Annotated in this window: 15 protein-coding genes and 1 tRNA gene; 9 read left to right on the plus strand and 7 right to left on the minus strand. The window is 41.8% G+C overall.

Going from position 1 to position 19,196, the window contains the following annotated elements:
• Nucleotides 1-36 precede the first annotated feature (36 nt).
• Nucleotides 37-1,557 carry a hypothetical protein gene (locus tag NMK36_RS26690; protein ID WP_072717722.1) on the plus strand — a complete coding sequence of 507 codons (1,521 nt, stop codon included), beginning with the start codon at nt 37-39 and terminating at the stop codon, nt 1,555-1,557.
• Between the two features lie 85 nt (nt 1,558-1,642).
• Here NMK36_RS26690 and NMK36_RS26695 read toward each other — a convergent pair whose 3' ends face one another.
• Nucleotides 1,643-3,547, minus strand: a complete 1,905-nt coding sequence (locus tag NMK36_RS26695; protein ID WP_072717721.1) for an iron uptake porin — start codon at nt 3,545-3,547, stop codon at nt 1,643-1,645.
• A 243-nt stretch (nt 3,548-3,790) separates the two neighbouring features.
• Between NMK36_RS26695 and NMK36_RS26700 the strand changes: the two genes are divergently transcribed.
• Nucleotides 3,791-4,144: a Dethiobiotin synthetase gene (locus tag NMK36_RS26700; protein WP_072717720.1), complete on the plus strand. Its 354-nt coding sequence runs from the start codon at nt 3,791-3,793 to the stop codon at nt 4,142-4,144.
• A 147-nt stretch (nt 4,145-4,291) separates the two neighbouring features.
• On the opposite strand, the gene NMK36_RS26705 is transcribed toward NMK36_RS26700, so the two are convergent.
• Nucleotides 4,292-4,648: a Mo-dependent nitrogenase C-terminal domain-containing protein gene (locus NMK36_RS26705; RefSeq protein WP_245824177.1), complete on the minus strand. Its 357-nt coding sequence runs from the start codon at nt 4,646-4,648 to the stop codon at nt 4,292-4,294.
• Between the two features lie 406 nt (nt 4,649-5,054).
• Here NMK36_RS26705 and NMK36_RS26710 point away from each other — a divergent pair, with 406 nt between their 5' ends.
• A complete protein-coding gene (locus NMK36_RS26710; RefSeq protein WP_186440331.1) occupies nt 5,055-5,210 on the plus strand; it encodes a hypothetical protein in 156 nt (51 codons plus the stop codon).
• A gap of 51 nt (nt 5,211-5,261) precedes the next feature.
• Here NMK36_RS26710 and NMK36_RS26715 read toward each other — a convergent pair whose 3' ends face one another.
• Both NMK36_RS26715 and mutS read right to left on the minus strand, forming a co-directional pair.
• Nucleotides 5,262-5,621 carry an SH3 domain-containing protein gene (locus tag NMK36_RS26715; protein ID WP_254175023.1) on the minus strand — a complete coding sequence of 120 codons (360 nt, stop codon included), beginning with the start codon at nt 5,619-5,621 and terminating at the stop codon, nt 5,262-5,264.
• Nucleotides 5,622-5,700: 79 nt separating this feature from the next.
• On the minus strand, nt 5,701-8,358 hold the full coding sequence (gene mutS / locus NMK36_RS26720; protein WP_072717717.1) for a DNA mismatch repair protein MutS: 2,658 nt from the start codon (nt 8,356-8,358) through the stop codon (nt 5,701-5,703).
• A 139-nt stretch (nt 8,359-8,497) separates the two neighbouring features.
• Between mutS and NMK36_RS26725 the strand changes: the two genes are divergently transcribed.
• Nucleotides 8,498-10,381, plus strand: a complete 1,884-nt coding sequence (locus NMK36_RS26725) for a putative bifunctional diguanylate cyclase/phosphodiesterase (RefSeq protein ID WP_254175024.1) — start codon at nt 8,498-8,500, stop codon at nt 10,379-10,381.
• A gap of 73 nt (nt 10,382-10,454) precedes the next feature.
• Nucleotides 10,455-11,135 (plus strand): lecithin retinol acyltransferase family protein, encoded by a 681-nt coding sequence (locus tag NMK36_RS26730; RefSeq protein WP_072717715.1) that lies wholly within the window; start codon nt 10,455-10,457, stop codon nt 11,133-11,135.
• Between the two features lie 71 nt (nt 11,136-11,206).
• Here the strand turns inward: NMK36_RS26730 and NMK36_RS26735 are convergent.
• A tRNA-Gln gene (locus tag NMK36_RS26735) sits at nt 11,207-11,278 on the minus strand.
• A 190-nt stretch (nt 11,279-11,468) separates the two neighbouring features.
• On the opposite strand from NMK36_RS26735, the gene NMK36_RS26740 reads away from it, so the two are divergent.
• Complete coding sequence (locus NMK36_RS26740; protein WP_254175025.1) at nt 11,469-11,948, plus strand: NUDIX hydrolase; 480 nt, start codon at nt 11,469-11,471, stop codon at nt 11,946-11,948.
• 43 nt (nt 11,949-11,991) lie between these two features.
• Here the strand turns inward: NMK36_RS26740 and NMK36_RS26745 are convergent, their stop codons facing one another.
• Together NMK36_RS26745 and NMK36_RS26750 are read right to left on the minus strand one after the other, a co-directional pair.
• Nucleotides 11,992-13,044 carry a retropepsin-like aspartic protease gene (locus NMK36_RS26745; RefSeq protein ID WP_254175026.1) on the minus strand — a complete coding sequence of 351 codons (1,053 nt, stop codon included), beginning with the start codon at nt 13,042-13,044 and terminating at the stop codon, nt 11,992-11,994.
• Nucleotides 13,041-13,808 (minus strand): YebC/PmpR family DNA-binding transcriptional regulator, encoded by a 768-nt coding sequence (locus NMK36_RS26750; RefSeq protein ID WP_072717712.1) that lies wholly within the window; start codon nt 13,806-13,808, stop codon nt 13,041-13,043. The genes NMK36_RS26745 and NMK36_RS26750 overlap by 4 nt, the downstream gene beginning before the upstream one ends.
• A gap of 463 nt (nt 13,809-14,271) precedes the next feature.
• Here NMK36_RS26750 and NMK36_RS26755 point away from each other — a divergent pair, with 463 nt between their 5' ends.
• From NMK36_RS26755 to NMK36_RS26765, 3 genes are read left to right on the plus strand one after another with little or no spacing between them, the layout of a single operon-like run.
• A complete protein-coding gene (locus NMK36_RS26755) occupies nt 14,272-18,234 on the plus strand; it encodes a beta strand repeat-containing protein (RefSeq protein ID WP_254175027.1) in 3,963 nt (1,320 codons plus the stop codon).
• 36 nt (nt 18,235-18,270) lie between these two features.
• Nucleotides 18,271-18,654 (plus strand): helix-turn-helix domain-containing protein, encoded by a 384-nt coding sequence (locus NMK36_RS26760; protein WP_254175028.1) that lies wholly within the window; start codon nt 18,271-18,273, stop codon nt 18,652-18,654.
• Nucleotides 18,655-18,665: 11 nt separating this feature from the next.
• Nucleotides 18,666-19,190, plus strand: a complete 525-nt coding sequence (locus NMK36_RS26765) for an HARBI1 family protein (RefSeq protein WP_254175029.1) — start codon at nt 18,666-18,668, stop codon at nt 19,188-19,190.
• Nucleotides 19,191-19,196: the final 6 nt, after the last annotated feature.

The following is a 19,196-nucleotide window of genomic DNA, read 5'->3' on the forward strand; positions in this document are numbered from 1 at the left end:
AAGTTGTAGAATCTTTCCTAGACTCCGGGCAAAATTATGAAAACAGCAATTTTAGAACCCAAGCAAAAACAACAAGACCTCGAACAAGAACAAGATCTGCAAAATTCTTCTGAGGGACAAGCTAAAAATCCCTTTTTAGAAGAGGAAGACAACGAACAAATCCTAGAAGATAATCCTTTTGATCCCCAGGATTTAGAAAATTTAAGTTCATCTGCTGATCCAGAACCTCCAACTTTTGAAGAAGTAGAAGAACAACAACAACCCCTGAGTCAACGATTTAATCCCGTTTTCCTCACTCAAGTCGCTGCGGTTTTAGTCGTAGTCTTTGGATGTGTTTATACAGTAACTCGCCCCTGTGTGATGGGAGAATGTCAGGAAATTGATGCAGCCAGAGATTTTAGTCAAAGATCTAAACAAACGATTGAAACGGTTAGTTCTGCTCAAGCTCCTATTATTGCTCAACAGGATTTACAATCAGGAATTAAACTCTTAAAAACAATTCCCTTTTGGTCGCCCCATTATCCTGAAGCCAAAGCTCTGTTATCGATTTATCAGAAAGAATCTAATGAATTTAACGCTGTCGTTAAAGCTTTAAAAACCGCAGCCCAAGCTTCAGCCCTGGGTCAAAATCCTCCCCATCCCATAGAAGATTGGGTGAAGATGCAATCGTTATGGGAAGAAGCGATCGCACTCTTAGAACAAGTTCCCAGTGGAAGTATTATTTATCCCTTTGCTCAAGCTCGATGGCAACAATATCGGGGGAATTTAGCCGATGTCAGAAGTCGCTTAAAATTAGAACGGGATGGAGAACAAATTTTAACCACAGCTAAAAAAACGGCCCAAGTGGCAGAAGCCCGACAAGGGGTGGCAAAATATGCAGAAAGTTGGCAACAGGTGTTTGAGACTTGGCAAACAGCCGCTAATACCTTATCAACCATTCCCTATGGGACAACGGCTTATCAATCTGCACAGGTTTTATTAGCCCGTTATCAACCCAAATTAGAGCAAGCCCGCGATCGAAAAACCATTGAACAAGTGGGTTTAGATGCTTATAATCAAGCGGTTAATAATGCCGAACAAGCTAAACTGTTAGAACAACGGGGGGCTTGGTCAGAGGCGGTTACTTATTGGAGTCGGGCGGTTAGTTATGCCAAACAAGTTCCAGCCAGTAGTTCTTATTCTGCTAAAATTAAACCGCTTTTAACCATCTATAATGATTCGTGGAAACGGGCGGATGTTCAAAATCGCGTTGCCTCTCGTTTAACTAAAGCGCGTCAAGATTTAAGTAAATTATGTAGTGGAAATCCCAAAGTTTGTAACTACAGTATCAATGAAAATGTAATCACAGTTCGTTTAACATCAGATTATGTCAATCAAATTCAATCTACGGCTAAAACCGCAGATCAAACGGGTGATCCTAAAAAACGTTCTGAAGCTGAAAATCATGTTCAAGTCCTGAAAGTTGCTTTAGAAACCATTAGCCAAAATGCCCAAATTCCCCTAGAAGTTTATGGAGTTAATAATGAAAAAATTGCCACCCACGTTCCGTTACAATAAATCCTAGAAAACGCATTAACTTGATTAAAATAACCCAGCTTCTCAAGGAAACTGGGTTTTTCAAGAGGTTAAATTCAAGGGGAATTTAGAAGCGGAAGGTTGTCCGCAGAGTCCCCACAACAATGGTGTCGTTGTTGCTATTGTGATCAGGATTGGTCACAACATAGAAACCGGGTGTAATCGAAACGTATTCGCTGAAGGGGAAGCGATAGAAGCCTTCAATATGAATAGAAGTATTTTGGTCTTCTAAAGCACTAATATCATGATTGACAACTTTAGGAGGCATCCCCACAATTAAAGCACCTGTATCTCCTTCACGTAGAAGATCGGGGAACCCTAACACCGCAGCCCAGTTGATAATCGTCGCATCGGCATTACCACCGCGTTTCTGATCAGCCCAAGTTGCACCGAACCAGCCCCCGATGGAGAAACTGCGGGCGACTCTCCAGTTCATTTGGAAGCCTAAGTTATCTGTGGTCGTGGCATTTTCACCAAAGGGTTTATTCGCGATCCAACTTCCCGTACCGCCTGTGACGTATACGTTATCGTTGCTGAAGTAACGGTGGTTGTAATCTAAAGACAACGCTAGATTACTCATCGGTGAAAAGACTAACTGCGCCATTGCACTGTAATTGCCATTGAATAGACCTTTACCTTCACTGGCACTAGAAGCAATAGAGTCATCGGCCATATAGCCAACATTGGCTTTAAAGGAATGACTGAAGGCGTATTCCAGACCTAACCCTGTACCAGAAGGGCCTTGGAAGGTTGTCGGGTTGAACCGTCCAAACCGGGAAATTGCGCCACTGGCATCATCTCCAAAAGGAGTCAGAACATCTTGAATATCATCTAAGGCTAACCCTTTTGCGCCGATCCAAACTAAACCTTTTCCTTGCGAGAAGGGGAAACGATAGGCTAGGAGATCCAAAGTTACATTATTAGAACTTCCATCAATCGCAGTCCGAGACATTAAGGTGTTGAAGAGATCAAAATCACTCAACGTTGGTATTGATTGGGCTTGTAAACGGGTTCTGAGTAAATCTTGACCCGTGAAACTGGTATCAAAGTTTAAACGAGCACGGTAGCCTAAATATGCTTGGGTGGGATTATCACTATCATCGGCAAACTGACCAACGACGTTGTTACTGGCTCGATTTCCTTCACCATCACCCGCCCAAAATACCACTTCTCCCCTGAGTTTAGTGGTGGTGGAGAATTGATTGGCTTCGAGTTCTGCGCTACGAGCTTCTAATACAGCGACCCGTCCCCGTAAGCTGGCTAATTCGGCTGCAAACTCTTCCATTAGGCGTTGCAGTTTGGCCAAGTCTTCACGGGTGACTAAATCTTTTGTAGAGGCATTAATCAGTTCATTGATCCGCTCTAAACAGGCATTGACCCCGGCTGCAAATTCAAAACGAGTTAAAGCGCGATTTCCTTTGAAGGTTCCATCAGGATATCCGGCAATACAACCGTAGCGTTCTACCAAGGATTGTAGAGCTTGGAACGCCCAAGCTGTTGGTTCAACGTCAGACAGTTGGGATACGGATGTGACTTGAGCTTGACGTTTGCTGCCTCGTCCCTCACGTCCATACTCATTCAGTTGTTTTAGCACCTCGGCATTCGTAACCGTATCGGCTTGAGGTGCTGCGTCGAGATCCGCCATGGGAATTTCCGCGTTAGCAGGAGTTTCGATGCCTCTACTTGGCCCAACTCCAGCATGAGGATTCACGGGAACCTGAGCTAACTGTTGTGGTGGGGTGAGGGTCAATGTATCCAGAGGAGTCACAAAGACTTGCTCACTAATTTTTAACTCGGTTTGGGTTGGCTCCAGGGCGATTTCTGCCGAGACAGGTGCTTCGGTTGCTGCTGCAATTGCACTGGGTTGAGCCTCAGTCACGGGTAACTCGGCGAATGCTGCTGTTGGAGCGATTAGACTCGCTCCTAGGACGGCAGGACTGAGTAGCCATGCTTTCAGTAGTATTTTCGACACTCTATTTGCTCCTCACACGGGTCTAGGTTTGATAAATTTTATCAAGTCTGCCCCCATTCTACCTGAATTTTTTCCAGGCGACTCAATGGATTCAGAACTTGATGGCAGTTCTAGCAATACCCATTCAGAGAGTATCACTATTTTGTTGATATTGACACTCCCCAACCCTAAAGGGACGGGGCATTACCTACTGTTCCCTGTTCCCTCGTACTATAGAATAGAAAATTTAACAAAATAACTTAAATGGATTACAAAACAGCTTATCAATTTTTAATCGATCAAGGAATGGCCTTAGAGACACAAAAAAACCCCGATGCGTTTTTAATGCGTTTAAAACAGGGTCAACCCCCCATTCCCGGTCAGGTGACAGCAATTTTATTAGCGTTAAAAATTGCCTATGATACTCTAAAAGAAACGTCAACCTTTGAAAAAAACTTTGTGTTGGCCTTACATGAATTAGCAATGGAAAGTCATCAACAATTTGCAGCCGGTCGTAACCGTGGTGTTGAATGGCCTCCTTTATTACAAGAAGATTTACACCGCATTGCTCTAGGCGTTAAAAGTATTTTTTCCGGTTACTGGTTGGTAGAAAAATAGGAAAAAAGATGTTGGCTGTTAACTGTCAACACTTCGACAAGACTTCGGCGTGAGCGAGCGTCGAACGCTCAGGACAAAGCCGTCAAGCGGGTTCATAAATTCTGAGGAATTTCACGGATTTTTCAGTCAACAGTCAACAGTCAGCAGTCAACAATAGGCTGAAACATCTTCTCCACATTCATCCGCCAAATAACATAACGCCTGAAACCGGAGAGAAACTAATTCCTCATAGAAAGGATTGAGTTTACACAGCGGCGGAATATGGAACAGAACACGACCAAATACTTTAATATCTCGTTCAAATGGACATTGAGCAGGGATGAGTTGACACAAGCGATGAGCGAATTTCGAGTCTTGGATTTTAATGTTTTCGAGCCAGTGACGAATGGGGCGCAGAGGAGCAAATCGAGGTTTGGAGGGGAAGGGATCAAAGGAGCCAGACTGAGAAATGGGAGCAGATTCAACGGGAGTTGTTCCGCGACTAACAAGAGTTAGGTAAGACATGGTACAATTAGTAAAATTCATCGTTCTCATTCGGAGTAAAACCGAAGTGTAGACAACTCTCTATAAAGAGTCTACGAATTGGGGGTTTGAGTTTCCGTACAAGGTTTGCTAACCCGTACAGAACCTCAGAAAATCAAGGATTCAAAACAGAAGCAACAGAATTTCTGGCCAGAGTTGAGTGTTGGTGAACTGTGTTTGTCCTTCTTCCCATAATCATGCCCTAAATTTTCAGAGTTTTCCCATAAGTTTTATTTAAACTATAGATTTTACCTATAAAAAATATAAATGATACTTGTTGTTCGTGGATTGACAAAACTGGTATAATATGCGACATTTTACGGGGCTAGACTGACCGGAAACTCAAATCACATTAAACCCTAGCTGATTTTGAAAAGATTCAATCAATTTGAAGGGTAGGAAATTTCCACTTCAGGAGTTAAATAATTTATCAGCATTAATGGCGTTGGATGTCACGAATCAAGCGAGTGAATATGGACGGTTATTAAATGAAACCTTAGAAATTGGGATGAGTGTGCATCAAGAAGTAAGGAAATTAAAATAAACTCCTTTGTAGGCTGAGTTGAGAAACTTCACCCAACCTACAAATTTCTGATTAATATTTACAATCTGTTAAATAATCTGACCACACATAACCTTCTAAGGGTCTAATAATTTTAGTCCATTTTTCTCCTTCACTTCCATCCGTTACTCCTAATGCCACAATGGTTCCATTTTTGAGACTTCCAATCACTTTTCCATTGGGTTTTTGTCGAACGTTTAGGGGGGTTCCTGTGGGGTCAGCAACGGTACAATATCCAATGGGAGTTTGTACCAATTGTAATGAATCAGAAGTCTCAGAAATTGTTGAACGAGATTGAATCGCTGCATTAGCAGGTGTAGCTTGGGTTAACGTAATTGGAATTAACCCAACAACAGCGACTTTAAAAAGGGTAGTTGCAGATTTTTTATTCATGGGGTTTTCAATCCTTTAACTCAATCAATGATAAAAGTTGCACCCCTATTTTTATTATAAACGATTTTTAGAATTAAGCTTAAAAAATATCTAACTGTTCTCCCTCATCCTCTTTGTTATCTTGTTTCTTAATTCCCTTTCTCAATCCAATGGCAATTTTACTATGCTTTTCAATTTGACGCATCACTTGTTTAGCCCGTTGAATCACAACATCCGGTAAACCCGCTAACCGTCCGGCTTCAATTCCATAGGATTTATCTGCACCTCCGGGTTGAACTTGATGTAGAAATATAATTTTATCGGGTAATTCTTTGACCGTAACTTGATAGTTTGCCACATTGGGAATAATGGAAGCTAACTCATTTAATTCATGATAATGGGTCGCAAAAATGGTTCGAGATCGAATTTCTGTCGCTAAGTATTCCGCCACCGACCACGCAATTGATAATCCATCAAAAGTAGCCGTCCCTCGCCCAATTTCATCTAATAAGACTAAGGATTTGGGTGTGGCATGATTTAAAATATTAGCGGTTTCATTCATTTCTACCATAAAGGTTGATTGACCTGTTGCTAAATCATCCACCGCCCCTACACGGGTAAAAATGCGATCGCATATTCCTAATTTAGCCGATTTAGCGGGAACAAAACTTCCCACCTGAGCTAATAATTGAATTAACCCAATTTGCCGTAAATAACAACTTTTCCCACTGGCATTTGGCCCTGTTAAAATAATTAAATCCGGGTAAGAATAGGGTTTAATTCCTGATGTTTCTAATTCTTCTTCTGTACTTCCTAACTGGGCTGTATTGGGGACAAAAAAACCAGGGGGTAAGGATTTTTCGACAACGGGATGGCGTCCTTCAATAATTCTAATTTCTCGACTATTGACCATTTCGGGACGACAATACCCTTGATAAACCGCAATATCCGCTAACCCACATAAAACATCAACCGCAGCGACAGCACGAGACACATCTCGGATGAGTTCTGAATGTTCTCCCACTTCCGATCTTAACCGCACAAATATCTCGTATTCCAGTTGGTTTAAATCGTCTTTAGCCGTTAATATTCGAGCTTCTCGTTCCTTTAATTCTGGGGTAATAAATCGTTCTTCATTGGTTAAAGTTTGTTTCCGAATATAATCGGTAGGAGCTTGATCTAATTTAGAACGAGTAATACTAATATAATAGCCAAACGCTTTATTAAAACCTACTTTTAACGTCGAAATTCCTGTGCGTTCTCGTTCTTGGACTTCTAAATTGGCTAACCATTGTTGATCCTCTTCGGCTAATACCCGCATCGCATCTAATTGTTCATCGACCCCAGCACGAATAACACCTCCTTCTTTTAAGTGTTGGGGGGGAGATTCTACTAAATAAGATTGAATTTTATGGGCTAAGGTTTCTAACAGTTGGGGGACGGTTTGTAAGGCTTTTAAATAGGGAGAATTACCTTGACTGACTAAAACCGATAATTCCGGTAATTTTGCTAAAGAATCGGCTAAAGCCACTAAATCTCTCGCGTTAGCGGTTCCATTTCCTGCCCGTCCTGTTAATCGTTCTAAATCATAAATTTGCCGGAGTAATTGTTGTAAATTATATCTTAATTCATGATTTTCAGCTAACTCTTGAATGGTATCATGACGCGCCCGAATTCCCCGAATATCCAATAAGGGTTGTAATAACCAACGACGTAACGCCCGCCCGCCCATCGCGGTACTTGTTTTATCTAATGCCCATAATAAAGAACCATGTAATGTTCCATCCCGAACGGTTTGGGTAATTTCTAAGTTGCGACGACTTTGATAATCTAAGATTAAATAATCCGTAATGGTATAGGTACGCAATCGTTGTAAAGGAACTTGATTTTCCCGTTGAGTATCATCTAAATAATCTAATAATCCTCCCGCCGCACGCACGCCTAAAGGCAAATGATCACAGCCTAATCCTTCTAAAGATCGCAGTTGAAATTGCTCTAAAAGTTGGTTTCGAGCTTCACTTAAACTAAAGGGAAGTTGCGATCGCAAAGAATAACAAAAACAGTTGGGCAAACAATCCGGTAACTGATCGGATTTTTCCCCCGGACGCAACATTTTCCCTAAATCTGGCGCATTAATGGGAACTAAAATCTCCGACGGTTGTAACCGCATAAGTTCCTGGGTGAGTTGTTCTAAATTTTGTGATTGTGTCGTTAAAAATTCTCCCGTTGAAACATCAGAGTAGGCTAATCCCCAATGATTTCCAGCAATGACAACAGCCGCTAAATAATTATTTTGACGACCTTTGAGCATTCCATCATCTGTCAAAGTTCCAGGGGTTAAAATCCGAGTAATTTCTCGACGCACTTGGCGTTTTTCTCGTGCTGCGATTTCCGCATCTTCAACTTGATCACAAATTGCCACCGCATAGCCTTTTTCTAATAATAAAGTTGCATAGCGTTCGACAGCATGATGGGGAACACCCGTCATTGGAACTCGCCCGATTTCTTTCCCCCCATGTTTGGTGGTTTGCACTAATTCCAATTCTTGCGCTATTGTAATTGCATCTTGAAAAAAACACTCAAAAAAATCTCCCACCCGAAATAAAAGTAAGGCATGGGGATATTGTTCCTTGACTTCGATATAGCGTTGCATCATTTCCGATAACTTTTCCCAATCGACTTGGCGATAGTCTGCATTTGGGGGAAGGGAATTATTCGGTTGTGCGGGTGCAGAAGATGCACTAGGAGAAACGCTCATAATTTTGTGAAGATGCAAGCCAAGACTAACCATTAAGACTTTAGCGCGTTTAGTCACCTTCTGCAAACTTAGCAATGTAGTTTAAACTTTAATTCATGGATATTTCAGCCCGCACCAGTCGTCAGACTGTATTTTTACAGTGAAACGCGATCGCTTTTTATCAAAAAATCTAGCCCGTCAAGTGGTTAGTCTTTATGCCTTTCTCGGTAGTATTTGGATTTTTTTATCCGATCAACTACTTGCCTTTTTTTCTCCTAACCCTCGATTTTTAACTCAGATTCAAACGCTGAAAGGCGGAATTTTCCTGTTAATTACCAGTGTTCTTTTATACTTATTTGTAAGTTTAGGAACCCGTCGTTTACAGGACTCAGAACAACGCTATCGAACTTTATTTTTTGCTCATCCCCAACCCATGTGGGTGTATGACTTAAAAACCCTGAAATTTCTGGCTGTTAATGAAGCTGCCATAGAACATTATGGTTATTCAGAAACAGAATTTCTGTCCATGAAAATTACAGAGATTCGACCGCCAGAAGATATTCCACGATTGTCAGAAAGTCTATCTAAAATTCAGATAGGATACAATCGAGTCGGTATCTGGCGACATCATAAAAAAGATGGCACATTAATGGCAGTAGAAGTAACAGGCCATACTATAAACTGGAAAGATAAATTTGCTGAAGTCATTTTAGCTCAAGATGTCACAGAACGATTGCAAACGAAAGCCCAGCTTGAACGCTATGCCTTTAATGATTTACTCACCGGATTAGCCAACCGGAGTTTATTATTAGAAAGGCTACAATATGCCCTTCAACATCCCCAAAAAGACTTAAAAAATTTTGCCGTTTTATCCTTCGATATTGATCGGTTTAAACCCCTTAAATATGGCTTTGGTCATCTATTAGCTGAACAACTTTTAATCGCAGTCGCCCAACGACTTCAAACCTGTGTCAGTCCGAGGGATGTTGTCGCCAGAGTGGGAACCGATGAATTTGCAATTTTATTGACTGATATTGCTAATTCTACAGTTTTAAGCGAAAAAATTGAACGGATTCATACCAGTTTAGATTTTCCCTTTCGCTTAGATACGGTAACGATTTCATCCCCCACCAGTATTGGCATTGTGTTGGATAAATTGCAAAGCCAACGTCCTGAAGATTATCTCCAAGCTGCCGATACTGCAATGTATTATGCTAAACAAAAAGGACGAGGAGCAACGGTATTTTATGAGCCTTCTATGGCAACAGTTGTGGCGGAACATTTGCAATTAGAAGCCGATTTACAACGAGCTATTGAACGCCAACAACTGAGTTTAAATTATCAACCGATTGTTTCCTTGAAAACTCAAAAAATTGTCGGTTTTGAAGCTTTAGTGCGTTGGTCACATCCCCAACGGGGGTTTGTGTCTCCAGCCCAGTTAATTTACTTAGCAGAAAAAGCCGGATTAATTGTCTCAATGGGACAATGGGTTCTTTCCCAAGCTTGTCAGCATTTATTACAATGGAAACCTCAATTTCCTGAGTTATATGTTAGTGTGAATCTTTCGGAAATTCAATTACGACATCCCCATTTACTGCAAGAAGTTAAAGGAGTTTTAGAATCTTTAAAACTGCCCGCCTTTAGCTTAAAGCTAGAAATTACTGAAAGCAATCTCATGGAAAACATTACCCATACAACGGAATTATTGAGGCAATTAAAAGCTCTCAAAATTCGATTATTAATTGATGATTTTGGTACAGGTTATTCGTCTTTAAGTTATTTACAACAACTCCCTGTAGATACCTTAAAAATAGATCGATCTTTTGTCCAAAATATCCAAGCTGGAAATAAGGATTTTGAGATTGCCAAAACGATTATTAACTTAGCTCATAGTTTGAGCTTAGAAGTGGTTGCGGAAGGAATTGAAACCTCAGACCAAGAGGAAATGTTAAAGCAACTCGGCTGTGAATTCGGACAGGGATATTTATTCTCGCCTCCCTTGGTCGAAACTGAAGTGATGAATTTTCTCAACCAAAATCAGTGAAAAAACCGCCCTAGACGTTCGCCTCAAAACCGTTAAACTATAAATAGTCAGTGGAGAAACCTGAAAAAGTCTAATGGCAAGAGGCGATCAAATCTATGTTTTTCGAGAATTTTATAACTTAGAGGGTTTATACGAACACCATGGTATTGATTGTGGGGATGGAACGGTTATTCATTATCGTAAACCCAGTGAAATTATTGAACGCACTTCTATTGATACCTTTTCTAAGGGGAAAAAAATTGATGTGCGACGCTATCCTATTCGTTATATCCCCGATACTGTTATTCAACGAGCCGAAAGTCGTTTAGGTGAAAAACAATATAATTTACTGTTTAATAATTGTGAACATTTTGCGACTTGGTGCGTTACCGGGGTTAGTAAAAGTCAACAGGTGGAAAATTTTATTCCCCTTCTCCGTTATATTAATGTTGACACCTTATCTGAACCTCTCAAACAAGCGTTCATGGGAACACCGCCAAAAGATGCCAATCACCTTTTAAATCAGGCTTTAGCGGAAATTCGGGTAACTTGGGATGATATTCACCCTCAATATAAACACGCCTTAAACGAAATGAATTCTTGGAATCAAGTGGCTATAGAGGCATTAAAACGTAACCGAGAAGATTTAGCCCGGGAAGCCCTCAAGCGAAAACTCACCGCCAAACGACGGGCTACAGAATTAGAAGCGAGTTTAGAAAAATTAGCGTCTATGACTCAAAAGCTGCTCCAAAATCAAACAGATATTCCCCATTAGAGACTAAATCAGTTTTGTTCCAGGGTAGCCAAGGCTCTCAAACTAAATCTAGGATATAAAAAATGCTATAACTGGGGCGAAAGGATTCGAACCTCTGAATGGCGGGACCAAAACCCGCTGCCTTACCGCTTGGCGACGCCCCATTGCTTCACAGTTATTTATATTAGCAGTATCCTCCCTGGATTTGTCAAGGGTTTTCACTAAGTTTTTTTTAACATTTTTGAATAATCGTCTGAAGCCCTATCCATATAATCGTTTGCGCCATTATCAACCTGCGGTTAATCAAGAAGAGAAGGCACAATAAAGAAGATTGACTTCACACTCTGCTCGTCTATGTATCGTCATCCGATCTCAACAGGGTTATTTGTTGTGGTTGTTGTGCGTTCGGACAACCGCTTTTTATTGATTCAGGAAGTAATGGGGAATCGTCCTTGGTATTTTCCCGCCGGACGAGTCGAACCTGGGGAAACCTTTGTCGCCGCCGCCAAACGGGAAACCCTGGAAGAAGCAGGAATTCCGATTATCCTGGAAGGGATTTTAAGAATTCAGCATCTCCCCCAACCAAACGGACAATCCCGCATTGGCGTGTTTTTTTTAGCCCGTCCTGAAGGAAATACAGCACCGAAAAGTAAACCGGATCATGAAAGTTTAGGGGCGAAATGGTTTACCTTAACGGAACTTGAACAATTACCCTTAAGAACTAAATTCGTCAAACCGATTATTTCTGAGGTTTTAACAAAACCAGAAGTTTATCCCTTACAGTTAATTATACCCGAAGGGAATTTGAGTAAAGTTACACAAATTCAGAAATAATTTAATACTGCTCCTACAATAATAGGAGAATAATGCTTAGAATTTATTGAAGGGGAACTAATAATAAACTACCTTGAAATTCGCCAGATTTAGCCGGGGAAAATCGCCAATATTGTTGATATTGACTTAAGAAACTTTGACCAATAATCCCATCCACTTGTAATAGATCTAAAACCGGAGAAGATAAAATAACGACTTCTAAATTATTTTGATGATAACCTTGGAGAGAAACTTGTTCTAAGCGGGAACGTTCTGCATCTTCTAAACCACAAAACCCCTGAACTTGAATTTCTTGACGAGTTGCATCCCCTAAGTTGAGTTGATTGGCTAACTGTTCCGAGATAAAAATCGTATCGGCTCCCGTATCTAATAAAAAGGTAAACGGCCCCTTGCCATTAATTTCAACTTCAGCTAACATCACCCCTAAACGGCTTTTTAAGGGGATAGATTCTGCTACAGATTCAGGCGGTAATAAAGAAGAATTTAATAATTGTAATTGATGAGTTTTAGGATTAATTTTAACATCAAAATTCCTTAAGAAATCCATTCCTAAAACGCCATATAACTCCTCTGGAATCACAGTAGTCGAAAATTCTAATCCTTGCAATTCTTCTACACGAACTTGATTAATCACCAACGGCGGTAAATGATGCAAAATCGCATTCATATTCGGACAATCATCCCCCGCTACCGCATAATCTAATCCTTCATTAGAAATCGGTTCCCCTTTCAAACCTAACTGTTGAACTAGGGCGGTGGTAATCATCGTAGTAGATGCACCCGTATCTAATAAAAAGCTACCTGATTTTCCCCCAATTGAAAGTTGCAAGGTAAACACTTGACTTCCTTCTAACAATTGCAGGGGAATCGTGGTTTGCCCAACGGTTTTTGGAGGCGGTAAATTTAAACCCTGAAGTTTCACAATGGCATTGACAGAAAAAACGCTTAATAACATTGTAGTCTTAGAACCCAAATCAGTACGAACTAATGAAGGTTCTAAATTTGGAGAATCAGTCAGGGTTGGGTTTGCCAAACCCTTAGCACCCCAGGGAAAAAGCCAAACTAAAACCACCATTAGGGAAGTAACACATTTCATTCGTTATAAAGTTCTTGATAACAAGTATCAGACATTTCAAAATTTGCCGTTACACTCTGCACGTCATCCAAATCATCTAACGCATTCATTAATTTCATTAGAGATCTGGCTTTTTCCACATCATCAACTTCAATAATATTATTCGGAATCCAACGCCATTCGGCTTCAACAATGTTAAATCCCTGTGCTTTTAATACCTGGGCTAAATGTTCTAAATTCGGGATAGCGGTAGACACTTCCGCCCCATCGGTATCATTAACCGGGGTTAATTCATAGGATTCCGCTTCCCCTTCTACCAAGGCTTCTAGGAGTTTTTCTTCATCAATTGGCCCTGCTAAGGTGACAACGCCTTTCTGGTCAAACATCCAACTCACACATCCGGTTTCCCCCAAGTTACCGCCATTTTTACTAAAGGCTACTCGTAAATCGGCGGCGGTACGATTGCGGTTATCGGTGAGCCCTTCAATTAAAATCGCCACTCCTCCGACTCCATACCCTTCATAACGGATGGATTCTAACTCAGAAGCTCCGGCTCCCAGTTTACCCGAACCTTTGGCGATCGCTCGTTCAATATTATCATTGGGAATACCTGCGGCTTTTGCTTTTTCAATAGCAGTTCGCAGTTGGAAGTTTCCCATGGGGTCAGCCCCTTGACGCGCCGCCACGATAATTTCACGCGAAATTCTAGTGAATACTTTACCTTTAACCGCATCCACTCTTGCTTTTTGGCGTTTAATATTCGCCCACTTACTATGTCCTGCCATACTCCCAGAGAATCACACCACCCTTTATTTTAAGGGAACAGGGAACAGGGAACAGGGAACAGGGAATTACGAATTACGAATTACGAATTACGAATTACGAATAGGGATAATACTTCTGGCTGTTTCATATCAGTTGTAAATTATTACAACCTCCGTCTCGAAGGCGCGGATTGCTAGATACCTAATCTTAAAAATAGCTAATCCATAACTATCTCTATAAAAACAAGCATATCTTAACTGCCAAGGGCGATCACTATAACATTATTTTTAACTGATTCTTTAACATAAATAAATGATTGTGTCATCCCGTCAAAGTGATTTTGTAACCAATTGTGTACCCATGCCCCATCCTCTATTCCTAAAGATATACTTCTAAAGATATACTTTTCTAACCGGGCTCAGGCTAAATATCCCAGTCCACAGTCCCCAATTAACCATCACCAGTAATCAAGGATTAATCTCTATGACTACTTTTCAAGAAAAAACAGGTGCTCAAAATCCATTAGATGCTGTAAGAACAGACGCACGGGGCTCTGCTAAACCCAGTTTTGCGGATCTTGACAAAGATGGGGACTTGGATGCCATTATTGGGGACTGGAACGGCACTCTCCAATACTGGCAGAATAATGGGGGGGTTTTCACTCAACAAACGGGTGCTGCTAATCCCTTCAATGGTATAGATGTAGGTAATAATGCGGCTCCGGCTTTTGCCGATATTGACAAAGATGGGGACTTAGATGCTTTTATTGGGAGCAGACTAGGCAGTATCGAATACTTTCAGAACACCAATGGCAGTTTCACTCAGCAAACCGGAACAGCCAACCCTTTCAATGGTATCAGTGTGGAGGAGTCCACCCCCAGTTTTGCCGATATTGACAAAGATGGGGACTTGGATGCTTTTGTTGGGAGCAAATCAGGCGCGATCGAATACTTTCAGAATACCAATGGCAGTTTCACTCAGCAAACCGGAACAGCTAACCCTTTCAATGGAGTCTTTGTTGGTTTCAATAGTGTCCCCAGTTTTGCCGATCTTGACAGGGATGGGGACTTGGATGCTTTTATTGGAGTCGGCAGTGGAGCGATCGAAAACTTTCAGAACACCAATGGCAGTTTCACTCAGATATTAAATCAACTCAACCCTTTCAAGTTTATAAATGTGGGTTCCGATAGTTTCCCCAGTTTTGGAGATATTGACAAGGATGGGGACTTGGATGCTTTCATTGGGGCTGGTGGCGGCTTGATCAAATTCTTCGAGAACACCACCCCTCCATTTCCACTCCAGATTGACGCTTTCCTCCCGACTAATCGTCAACAACAAGTTCCCGTTGCTAATGACTTAATTGTTGATTTTAACCAAGACATTCTCAAAGGCAGTGGTAATGTTGTTATTAAGTCCGGTTCCGGGACTATTGTTGAAACCCTAGATATTAATTCACCTAATATTACAATTGTTAATGATCAACTTGTTATTAACCCCACTAATAACTTAGCAGAACAAAGCGAATACAGCGTTGAAATTGCCCAAGGTGCAGTTCAAAGTTTAGCTGGATTACCTTCTGGAGCAATAACTTCTCAACAGTGGAGTTTTAAAACCGTTGATAATATTGCACCCACCATTAATTTCCTAACTCCCGCCGATGATAGTATCGGCAAAATAGCATTGTCTGGCAACTTAACTGTCACATTCAACGAGATTGTTTCTAAAGGCACGGGTAATATTGTTATCAAAAAAGTCTCGGATAATTCTGTGTTTGAAACGATGTCGGTTACATCACCCAATATCAGTATTGGGACTACTGGTCCTGCTAGTGGATTGATTTCCCGCATGGTGATCAACCCCACAAACGATTTCGCATCGGAAACAGAATATTACGTTGAAATTGATAATACAGCCATTAAAGATTACAGTGGCAATGCCTTTGCAGGACTGAGTGGAAATACAGCCTGGAATTTCAAAACAATAGATAGAACACCTCCAGTCGTAACAACTTTATCGCCAACGGATAATGCCACAGGCGTTGGTATAGGAGATAATTTAATTGCCACCTTCAGTGAACCGATTCAGAAAAGTAATACGGGCAATGTCACGATTAAAAAATTATCAGATGGTTCAATTGTTGAAACCCTAGCGGTTAGTTCACCTAATCTCACCATTAATGGCAATCAACTAATTATTGACCCCACTGCCAATTTAGCTCCGGGTACAGAATATTATGTAGAAATTGCCCCTGGAACCGTAGGCGATTTCGCCGCAATCGGCGCATTAGCCGCAAATCCCTTTATTGGAATTAGTGGCAGTACGGCTTGGAATTTCACAACCGTCCCCGATGCCGTTAACCTGTCCATCACCCCCACCACCGCAACAGAAGCGGGAACCACCAGTATTACCGTCATCGCCACCGCAGCTATTCCTGTTGTTGGCGACCAAACCGTTAATTTAGCCTTAACCGGAAGTGCCACCGCCGCAGATTTTGCCGGGACTCTCCCCACCCAAATCACCATCCCCGACGGCAAAACCACCGGACAAGTGACCCTCACCGTTCTCGACGATGCCCTAGACGAAATCGACGAAACCGGAACCCTCACCATTAGTAACCCCAGTGCTGGAATTGTTTTAGGGCCAACGGTTACAGGCAATCTCACCATTACCGACAACGACACGGCCGGATTTGAAGTTCAAGCCATTACAGGCAATACTAGCGAATCCGGTGGGACTGCCAGCTTTGATATTCGCCTCAAAACCCAACCCACCGCCGATGTCACCTTTAGTTTCAGCAGCAGTAACCCCGGCGAGGGTACTGTCCCCACCACCCCCATCACCTTTACCCCGGCCAACTGGAACGTTTATCAAACTGTGACGGTAACGGGAGTAGACGATACACCCCCCGTCATCGACGGAGACAAAACCTATCAAATTATTAGCAGCGCCGTCACTAGCACCGACACCAACTACAGCAGCATCAAACCCCCCAACGTCGATGTCATCAACACCGACAACGACAGCCCCAGAGTCACGATTATCCAAAGTGGAGGTAGTACCGATGTCACCGAAGGGGGAGCAACCGATACTTATACAATACAATTAGATACCGCACCATTGGGGGATGTTACCGTTACTGTTACCTCCGATAACCAATCCCAAATTAGCACCGATGGTATCACCTTTGGTAACAGCCAAGCCGTTACCTTCACCCCTGCTAATGGTACGGCTGCTAAAACCATCACCGTTAAAGCCGTCGATGATACCGTTGCCGAACATAACCATACCAGCAGTATTACCCACGCGATTACGGCCAGTGCTACACCCAACTATCCCACTAGCCTAGCCATCGGCCCGGTGAATGCCCAAATTACCGATAACGATATTACCTACACTGTAGTTGGTAGCACTACCACGATTACAGAAGGCAATACAGGCAACCAAGTTATTACTTTTACGATTACTCGCGGGGGCGAAACCCAACAACCCAGTAGTATTGATTTCAACTTCGGGGGAACCGCCAGCAATGGCACAGATTACAATAACCTTAACGTCACGGGTACGGGAGTTAGTGCGACAAACAGCACCATTAACTTTGCAGCCAACGCCACCACCGCCACCATTGCTGTCGAAATCTTGGGAGATGCCCAAGTTGAAGTTGATGAAACCCTACAACTGACCCTGAGCAATGCAGGCACAGCTACCATTACAGGTTCACCCCTGAGTGTCACCCTCACCAATGACGACACCGCCGGAATTGTTCTTAAACCCAAAACTGGATTAACCACCACAGAAGCCTCTGGTCGGGACATCTTCAATGTGCGGTTAAGTAGCCAACCCAGCGCCGATGTCACTATTGGGTTAACCAGCGATAACACCGCCGAAGGCACATTATCAGCCAATAGCGTCACCTTTACCCCTAGCAACTGGAATCAACCCCAAACTGTTACTGTTACCGGAGTTGATGATAATATTATTGATGGCAATAAAGCTTATAAAATTGTCACCGCCGATGCCACCAGTACCGACACCAACTATAGCGGTTTAGTCTCCAATGATATTGGTGTCACTAACCTCGATAACGACGTCGCTGGGTTCACAATTTCCCCCATCAGTGGGAATACCACAGAAGTCGGGGGAACGAGTACCTTTACCATCCAACTCAAAACCCAACCCACCGCCGATGTCACCCTTCCTTTAAGTAGCGATAACACGGCCGAAGGCACGGTTTTACCCGCTTCTGTTACCTTTAATTCAACGAACTGGAATCAACCCCAAACCGTTACTGTTACTGGAGTTGATGATAGTATCGCCGATGGGAATCAAAACTATAATATTGTCACTGGAGCCGCCACCAGTACCGACACAAACTATAACGGCATTGACCCCAACGATATTGGGATTGATAATATTAGACATCTCCAAAATAGAAAAAAGGAGGGGTAAAAAGATGATAAAATTAAATTTTACCCCGGATTAGAGATGAGTAAATTAAGAGACTATCTGGACAAGAATCCCCAGCAAGCAAAAAGGCTATTAGGGATGGAATATGAACAGATGATAGAACTCATTCAAGCTGCGGAGTTATTAGAAGAAGAAAAACGACAGGAAAAAGAAAAAACTAAAATCAGGTTGATTAAAGCAGGTGGGGGTCGTCGGCAGAAATTATCTGTGGAGGAACAAATCTTACTGACTCTAATTTATCTGCATCAAATGCCGACATTTCAAATGTTAGGGTTACAGTTTGAAGTCAGTGAATCAACAGCGAATGATATTTTCCATAACTGGATAAAAATCTTGAGAGAATTACTACCAGCGAGTTTGCTAGAGCAAGTAAAAAAAACGAGAGTGATTGGGAGTGGGTAGAAAAAATTCTGGTGGAATTTGAGTTAGTAGTAGATAGCTATGAACAGCCCAGGGAAAGACCAACAGACAATGAAGAGCAGAAAAAATATTACTCAGGAAAGAAAAAGACACATACCTTTAAAAATCAAGTCATTGTCATGCCAAATGGAAAAGAAATAGTGGATGTAGCTGTGGGTTATACCGGAGCAACAAGTGATCTGAAATTGTGGAGAGAAAGAAGCCAGGAATTGGGGAATAATCAAAAATACAGAGGGGATAAAGCTTATGTAGGAGAAACAGCAATTAATACACCGTATAAGAAACCGAGGAATCAAGAGATGTCGGCGGAAAAGCGAGAAGAAAATCGGTTAAAAGCCCAACAAAGGATTGTAGTTGAACATTTAATAAGACTGATAAAAATTTATCGAGTTGCTTCAGAAAGATTTCGGTTAAAGAGGCAAAATTATGAAGCAGTAATCTTGACAGTATGTGGATTAATAAGATGGCGAATAGGAGCGATTGTATTACCATCTAAGAATTGCCCAGAATTCTTTTGAGAAATA

This window comes from Planktothrix pseudagardhii, assembly GCF_904830925.1.
Classification (GTDB): Bacteria; Cyanobacteriota; Cyanobacteriia; order Cyanobacteriales; family Microcoleaceae; genus Planktothrix; species Planktothrix tepida.

Excerpts from the sequence above, each read along its gene's own strand:
- NMK36_RS26690 (WP_072717722.1), top strand. The coding sequence starts at position 37 with ATGAAAACAGCAATTTTAGAACCCAAGCAAAAACAACAAGACCTCGAA.
- NMK36_RS26700 (WP_072717720.1), top strand. The coding sequence starts at position 3,791 with ATGGATTACAAAACAGCTTATCAATTTTTAATCGATCAAGGAATGGCC.
- NMK36_RS26705 (WP_245824177.1), bottom strand. The coding sequence starts at position 4,648 with ATGTCTTACCTAACTCTTGTTAGTCGCGGAACAACTCCCGTTGAATCT.
- NMK36_RS26715 (WP_254175023.1), bottom strand. The coding sequence starts at position 5,621 with ATGAATAAAAAATCTGCAACTACCCTTTTTAAAGTCGCTGTTGTTGGG.
- mutS (WP_072717717.1), bottom strand. The coding sequence starts at position 8,358 with ATGAGCGTTTCTCCTAGTGCATCTTCTGCACCCGCACAACCGAATAAT.
- NMK36_RS26730 (WP_072717715.1), top strand. The coding sequence starts at position 10,455 with ATGGCAAGAGGCGATCAAATCTATGTTTTTCGAGAATTTTATAACTTA.
- NMK36_RS26740 (WP_254175025.1), top strand. The coding sequence starts at position 11,469 with ATGTATCGTCATCCGATCTCAACAGGGTTATTTGTTGTGGTTGTTGTG.
- NMK36_RS26745 (WP_254175026.1), bottom strand. The coding sequence starts at position 13,044 with ATGAAATGTGTTACTTCCCTAATGGTGGTTTTAGTTTGGCTTTTTCCC.
- NMK36_RS26750 (WP_072717712.1), bottom strand. The coding sequence starts at position 13,808 with ATGGCAGGACATAGTAAGTGGGCGAATATTAAACGCCAAAAAGCAAGA.
- NMK36_RS26755 (WP_254175027.1), top strand. The coding sequence starts at position 14,272 with ATGACTACTTTTCAAGAAAAAACAGGTGCTCAAAATCCATTAGATGCT.
- NMK36_RS26760 (WP_254175028.1), top strand. The coding sequence starts at position 18,271 with ATGAGTAAATTAAGAGACTATCTGGACAAGAATCCCCAGCAAGCAAAA.